Below are 7,355 nucleotides of genomic sequence, written 5' to 3'. Positions count from 1 at the left end.
GGGAGGGAACTTTCCTGGTCTTTGTCCTGACCGGAGAGGAGTCTTTCAAGAGAATAATCAAATTGATGCCCAAGAAGGACATACCGTTCCGCAAGATTTCTCAGTTCCCTGACGTTGCCTGGCCATTGATACGACATGAGGACGTTCATCTGGGAACCATCGGGGGTAGGTGCCTCTTTCTGATACCTGTGTCCGGCGACAAGGAGAAAATGATGAAAAAGCAGGGCAATATCTTCTCTACGTTCACGTAGAGGTGGAATTTCGAGACACACGACATTGAGACGGTAATAGAGATCTGCACGAAACTCACCTCTTTCAGCAGCAGATCGCAGATCAACTTTTGACGCGGCGACAACGCGCAGATCAAGGGGGATCAGGTTGTTAGAGCCAAGCCTTTCAAGAGCCCTTTCCTGCAGAACCCGGAGCAGGTGAATCTGTACCCTCAGGGGCATTGATTCTATTTCGTCCAGAAGAAGAGTTCCTCCGTTTGCATGTTCAAATTTGCCGATTCTCTGGGTTTTCGCATCAGTAAAGGCTCCGGCCTCATGACCGAACAACTCGCTTTCCATTATTGATTCGGAGACCGCCCCGCAATTTATGGCAACAAAATTTTCCGTTCGACGTCGGCTGTTTTCATGAAGCGCTCTTGCTACCAGTTCCTTGCCGGTTCCGGTTTCGCCAAGCACAAGAACATCAGCCCCGGTGTCTGCAACCTGTGCGATGGTTGTGCGGAGATTTTCCATAACCCTGGTGCGGCCTATAATTCTTGGCCCAGGTGCACTGTGCAGTTCCAGTTCCCGTCGAAGAATTCTGTTTTCCAGGGTAAGACCTCTTTTTTCAAGCCCTCTCAACACGGTTTTTACAAGACGTTCCGTGGAATATGGTTTTTCGATAAAATCATATGCACCGTCTCTCATCGCCTGAACTGCCATGGAAATATCCCCATGACCGGTGATTAAAATAACCGGCAGATCCTGATCAACTTTTCTGACCTCCTTTAAAAACTGCATACCGTCCATTTTCGGCAGGCGTATATCACAGACTATTATTCCAGACCATTCTCTGGACAGGATTCCAAGACCCTTTTCCGCTGAATCGACACAGGTTACCACCAGGTCTGCAAGTTCAAGAGTTTGCTGGTTCGCCTGTCTTATGTGTTTTTCATCATCAATAAAAAGTACTTCATTCCCGATTTTCATGTTCTGTCATGCCTTGAATAAAATTATCTCAAAACGTGCACCGGTGCTCGATTCAGCAAGGTAGATCCGACCTCCGGTATCACGGATTATTCGATCACTGATGGTAAGACCGAGGCCCAGCCCCTGTCCGGATTTCTTTGTTGTAAAAAATGGTTCAAATATTCTTTTGCTGTGTTGACCGGATATTCCCGGCCCGCTGTCGTGAACGGCTATCTGTACATGTTCCTGGGCAGCAACGACCTCAATTCTGATTTCTTTTTCTTCCATGCCTTCCATGGCATGGATACCATTGCTGATCAGATTGACCATCACCTGCTGTAGAAGAACATCATTTGCCTTGACTTCGATATTTTCCGGTTCTATATGAACAGAAATCCTGATGTCTGACTTTTTTAGACTGGGCTTTAAAATTTCCAGTGCTCCGCTGACCACACCGTGAACCGGAACAATCGTTATCTGGCCACTTGATTTCCTGGAAAAAAGTTTCAGCTGGACACCTATCTGTGCCATTCTTTCTGTCAGTTCACCTATCTGTTCCAGATTCCACATGGTATCTTCCAGGCGGCCCTTCTGGAGTAACTGCAGACCATTGTCCGTATAACTTCTGATCGCGGCAAGTGGCTGATTCAGCTCATGATTTATTCCTGCAGACATCTGTCCAAGGGCTGCCAGTTTTGCGGCATGGATAAGCTCCCTCCGGGTTTTTTTCAATTTCACTTCAGCCTGCTTTCTCTCCAGTATTTCTTTTTTCAGGAGTATATTTGCCTCTGTCAGTTTCTGTGTTCGATCAAGAACCCGGGATTCAAGCAATTCATTGGCCTCCTGCAGTGCCTTTCTGGCCTCTTCCTCGATCCGGTTGAGTTCCGCCAGCCTGTCTCTTCGCTGGATAAGCATGACAATTATAAAATATGTGAGAAAAAGACTGGAGGCAGCCATTGTATTGACGAGAATAACACGTTTTTTTACAACATTCGTGTCCGAGAGAATATGAACTGTCCAGCCGGCATCGATCATTTTTCTGGATTGTTTCAATAGTCGTTTTGGTTTCTTTTCATTACCCATCGTGATTTCGAGTATCTGCATTTTATTTTTTGTTTTGACTTCTTTCCGGCTGAGCTGAATAAGGGACTTCACAGGGTATCTTTTTGACTCGGCAATCCTGTCGACAACTTCCTTTTCAAGTGGTTGAAGAGTTTTGTATCGCCATTCAGGACGTGTTGTGATAAAAATAACTCCGTCCGGATCTGTAACTAGAAAACTCTCATCCCTGTGGGCCCAGGTCTGCTCCACATTGTCAATATCGATTTTAACGACTACGGCACCGAGAATCTCCCTGCCCTTCTGCACAGGATAAGCAAAATAATAACCTCTTTTGGAAGAAGTTGTCCCAAGGGCAAAATATCTGCCCAGTTTACCTTTCATCGCCTGTTTAAAATATGGTCTGTAACTGAAATTCCTTCCGATGAACGGATGCTTTTCTTTCCAGTTACTTGCGGCGATAGTAAGACCATCTTTATTCATGAGGTAGGTATCGAGAGCATCACTGACCTTGTTTATAGTTTCAAGGTACTTGTTCAGTTTTTCTATTCTCTTGTGTTCATGGGGGCTGAGCAATGCTCTGACGAGGTTTTTATCAATGGCGAGAAGTTCAGGGAGACTTTCATATTTTTCCAGAACACCTTTTAAATAATTGATATACAGTTCGAGCCGGATATTTCCCTGTTCCGCAAGATCATTGAGACCGCGTTGATAGGTCCAGGCTGAAACCATGGTCAGCAGGTAGAGAGTCAGGATGATAAAAAAAAGGGCACTGATGATTATTTTTCGGCCCTTTGAAGAGGAGTTATTGAGGAAGGGGTTTTTCATGAGGCTTTTCGGAATCAGCTTGATTCAGGCATATATTTCAATTACACTAGTTCAGCAGTGTTCACGGGGATAACAATTTTAAGAATTGTGATTACATACAAAACTCAGCCTGATAGAGCAGGTGCATCCCCGATCCAGCTCAGTTTCCTGGCTAATCATATTATTATTTTATTGCTTCTGAACCTGTCTGTATTGCTTTTGTCGTATTTACTCACAGGAGCAGCAACTCATTGCCGATTTTATTGTTTCTGAACAACTACTTTTTATCATTCATATTTTTTCCTTAAAAGAATCAATGAATTTTTTCCGGAATTTTCGATCAATCCGTAAACAGGGCCGTTTTCTGATCCTTCCATTCACAGCAGTTCTATTATGCTCGTGTGCTTCTCAGGAAAATCGATATTTTCCGGTAAAAAATCTGAAGGCAAGGGAAAGCAGTTTGGGTTTTTCCATCTCACCGCCTTCAGGAGCACGATGGTATGAAAAACACAACAGAGACAGCCTTTACTATCTGAAAATCACGGAAGAAAAAAAATACTCAATTTTTGCCAAGGCCACAGAAATTCATCTTCTTGAAAATGAACTAGACAAAACTAATTTTATTAAGTTTGTGAAAGAAAAGAAGAAAATACATTCTGATCAAGGTGATTACCGGAATATTAAATTTCAATACAGGACTGATACCGGACTTTCTCCATATTGTGTCAGATATTTTCAGAAATATGAAGATCACAGCAAAAGAGAAATCCTGCAGAATAATTATATAGTGGTCAAGAACAGCGGCCTGGTCTGCATGCATCCGGAAACTCCCGCTAATGGTATTGATATGTATTACCAGGAAAGCTACCTCTCGTCTGGAAATGAACCGCAAAAATCGTTTGAAGATGAGTGCGAGTTCTTTCTCAGCAGTTTACGTTTTTTTTAAGCCGCGACAATCATGTTATCGAACTTCTATCCCTCTTTTTCTCACCTCTGATTTGACTTCCGCGATTGCCACCTCTTTTCTATGGAAAATTCCTGCGGCCAGGGCAGCATCTGCCGATGTTTTCCGGAATACCTCGACAAAGTGATCGGCTGATCCCGCGCCGCTGGATGCAATAACAGGGATGGATACAGTTTTCTTAACCAGTTGGATGAGTTCAAGATCAAAACCGCTGTTGGTTCCATCCCTGTCGATACAGTTCAATAATATTTCACCGGCTCCCAGTTTTTCACAGACAGTGACCAGTTGTACAACATCTATATCCCTGCCTTCACGGCCACCTTTAACGGTACACTGGTACCAGCAGTATTTTTCTCCCCTGGGACCTGGAATATCTGTCTCTATAACCGTATGACTCGTTTCGTCCGGGGAAAAAACATAAATTCTTCTCGGGTCAACAGATACAACAACGGCCTGTGCACCATAAACCATGGAAATCTGTTCTATTGAACTGCAACCTTTTTTATGTCCATTTTCAAGGAACCTTTCAACGGTATAAACGGCATCGCTTCCTATTGAGATTTTATCAGCACCTGATCTGAAATATTCATGGGCAACATCGAGGGAGGAATAATGTCTTCCCTCTGAGTCGGTAAATTCCTTTATTCCGCCTCCTATTGTAAGAGGGACAAAAACATTTTCTGATGTTTTTCTCAAAACTTCGAGCATGGGCTGGTCCTGCATGGGAAAGTCGCGAAAACCAGTTATATTAAGAAATGTTATCTCATCGGCACCCTCTTCATAATATCGTTTCGCCAGGGCAACAGGTTTTCCAAGATTACGGACCTCTCCATCTTCCTTTACATCATACTGGTCCCCTTTTGTTACAACAAGATCACCTGAACTGTTTGTACGAACATCAAGACAGGCAATAATTCTCTTTCCAATAGCAGTCTCCTCCTCCTGTTCAGAGGAAAAGAATTTGCTCCCATGGTGGCTTTGGCCACGTATTTCAATCTCTTTATCAAAAGAGGAGGTCAGATAATTTTCCAGTATTGTAAGACCGACTGCCCCGCTTTTTTCAGGATGAAACTGGAAGGCGGTACAATTTCCTCTTTTCACTGCTGAAACAAATTTCAGTCCGTAATCAGTTGTTGCCAATGTCCATTCTCTACTTTCATCGGTAAGTGCAGCATAATACGAGTGAACAAAGTAGAGTTTTTCTCCCTGGTAACTCTCAAGAAGAGGTGAAGTTTGCACAGGATTTATCCCGTTCCATCCAATTTGCGGAACAGCCATTTTCCCTTCAGGAAATCGTTTTATCTGCCCTGGGATCAGGCCCAGACCGGCAACTCCAGGGGATTCCTCACTTCCCTCGTAGAGAGTCTGCAAGGCAACACAGATCCCGAGAAAAGGTTTGTCTGCCTGGATTCGACGTATTATCTGATCCGCATATCCTTTTTCTCTCAGCCTTTCCATAACCAGGCCAAAACTCCCTACACCCGGGAAAATCAGTTTTTCTGCCGAGAAAATATCTTCAGGCTTTTTTATCTCGTTTACCTCAAATCCAAGTTTTTTTATGCCGTTCCTTACGCTGCGGATATTACCTGCACCATAATCAAGAAGCGTTACCATGCCTTTTCCTTAAATTAAATATCCAATTTTAATTACGTACAAAAAATCAACCTGATAAAACAGGCACAGCTGAAAGCCGGCTAGTTTTATTGGCAATCAGGATCAGTCAGTGCCTGTCCATGGTCGGTCTTTTGGGCCGATATCTGCGTTGCCCGAGAAATTTTATCCTCGGAGGTAAGCGTAGACTCCGATATCAAATATATGCCTGCAGTAAAATTTCCTGTGCGCCTTGATCTCGAACAAAAATCCTCATTTCTGGACACCGGTCAAGGGACCTTGAAATTATTGTATCGAAATTGTAAAAATATCGTCAACCTACTATTTCGTAGTATCTTCCTTCTGCGCATTGACGACAAAGATTTTTACCTTCAATTGAAACATCACGTTTATCCTGAACCCAGTCTCCGCATTCTTCACACTGAATACGTTTCAGCGGTCTTCCAGGCATATTTTCTTCAGGAATTTCCACTTTGACCTTCTGAACGCGAAAAAGTTCCTCTTCTTTCATGATCTTGTAGGCTTCAAGTTGACGTTTGTATTTCTCCTTAATTTCAGAGCAGTATTTTTTGGAAATTTCACGTGCTTCCTCGAGGGCTGTAATTCTCACAGCTTTTTCGTTTGCTAGATTCACAAAGGTCGCTGCCATTACTCCGTAGTCAAGCCAGTGCATTGATCTTTTTCCCAGGCTGCAACCTGTAACAGACTGAATTGCATCAGTTGCGCACCGATCAATCTCTACGATCACGTAAAGATTTTTCCTGTCCAGTCCTTTAGGATCCTGTATACCGATCAACGAAAGTCCAAGTATTGACATCCTGACACCGATAACCTGGCCCGCACAGATATGTCCATGTACCCTTGTTGACTCATCCAGTAATTTCTCAAAAGGTTCCATCGTATTTCCAAATTGTTTAAATGTTGATTCGGTTTCTTACCTGTCCTGATTTCTATTTTTATGACAGAAATTGAAAATTATCGCACGAAAAATCGGATTGTGACAAATTGCTATCTGATACGCGGATAAAAAAGACCATGAAAAGTTCGGGTGGCTGTGGGCAATAACCTTCTTTCTCTTGCCGGAGGTCCGAGGTTCAATGCCACTTGTGCATTTGCATATTTCAAACCATTGCCGATGAAGCAGGTAAGGGAGTGGTTCAGACACCGGGTTAGGTGACAGTTACCAGGACAGAGAAAATGAGCACTGTACAGTCACTTGAAAAATGACTGATTGAGTTTGTTAAAAATTTCATCATATATTTTAATTGTGTAATAACTCAGTCGGCAAATTGTGGGCCTGATAACGCAGGTACATTCCCGACCTGACTGAATTTGAAGGACCATCAGGTAATATGTTGATATAAAAAAGAATATTATTTCTTTCCTGAGGTGTGATATTCGGGTAACAATAAAAAAATAGAGTTGCTGCCCCTGTGAGCAGTTACGAAAAAAAAAGGCCTTTCCCGGGCAGGAATGGCCTTTTTAGAGAGACTTGCTATCAATATACACAAACAGCAAAAAGAGAAAAAGAAGTTTTAATTTCAATCTTTTTCACATTTTCAGATTTTGCATTGTCACGACACTGTAACTTTAAGGAGGGTTACAACCGGTGCAGACCAACAGTTACCGTATCTTAAAATTCATGATTCAACAGAAATTAATTGATAGTCTCAGACAGCTTGCTGCCGGCTTTGAATTTTGCAACATTTTTTGCCGGAATCTGAATTGTGGCGCCG

The 7,355-nt window shown here is 42.9% G+C and carries 6 protein-coding genes; 1 reads left to right on the top strand and 5 read right to left on the bottom strand.

The window, feature by feature from the left end:
* Both ACXLDX_RS09665 and ACXLDX_RS09660 read right to left on the bottom strand, forming a co-directional pair.
* A partial coding sequence (locus tag ACXLDX_RS09665; RefSeq protein WP_457576972.1) for a sigma-54-dependent transcriptional regulator occupies nt 1-1,199 on the bottom strand: 1,199 nt, incomplete at its 3' end.
* Nucleotides 1,200-1,205: 6 nt separating this feature from the next.
* A complete protein-coding gene (locus tag ACXLDX_RS09660) occupies nt 1,206-3,065 on the bottom strand; it encodes a sensor histidine kinase (RefSeq protein WP_457576971.1) in 1,860 nt (619 codons plus the stop codon).
* Nucleotides 3,066-3,504: 439 nt separating this feature from the next.
* Between ACXLDX_RS09660 and ACXLDX_RS09655 the strand changes: the two genes are divergently transcribed.
* The gene (locus tag ACXLDX_RS09655; protein WP_457576970.1) at nt 3,505-3,990 is read left to right on the top strand and encodes a hypothetical protein; all 486 of its coding nucleotides are present in this window, start codon (nt 3,505-3,507) and stop codon (nt 3,988-3,990) included.
* Nucleotides 3,991-4,005: 15 nt separating this feature from the next.
* On the opposite strand, the gene hisF is transcribed toward ACXLDX_RS09655, so the two are convergent.
* From hisF to ACXLDX_RS09640, 3 genes are all read right to left on the bottom strand, one after another.
* Nucleotides 4,006-5,622, bottom strand: a complete 1,617-nt coding sequence (gene hisF / locus ACXLDX_RS09650) for an imidazole glycerol phosphate synthase subunit HisF (RefSeq protein WP_457576969.1) — start codon at nt 5,620-5,622, stop codon at nt 4,006-4,008.
* 310 nt (nt 5,623-5,932) lie between these two features.
* A complete protein-coding gene (locus ACXLDX_RS09645) occupies nt 5,933-6,517 on the bottom strand; it encodes an FmdE family protein (protein ID WP_457576968.1) in 585 nt (194 codons plus the stop codon).
* A 759-nt stretch (nt 6,518-7,276) separates the two neighbouring features.
* Nucleotides 7,277-7,345, bottom strand: coding sequence for a hypothetical protein (locus tag ACXLDX_RS09640; RefSeq protein WP_457576973.1), 69 nt, complete (start codon nt 7,343-7,345; stop codon nt 7,277-7,279).
* Between the last annotated feature and the right edge of the window lie 10 nt (nt 7,346-7,355).

Source organism: Desulfomarina sp., assembly GCF_054039375.1.
This window is presented reverse-complemented; position numbering and strand designations above follow the sequence as displayed.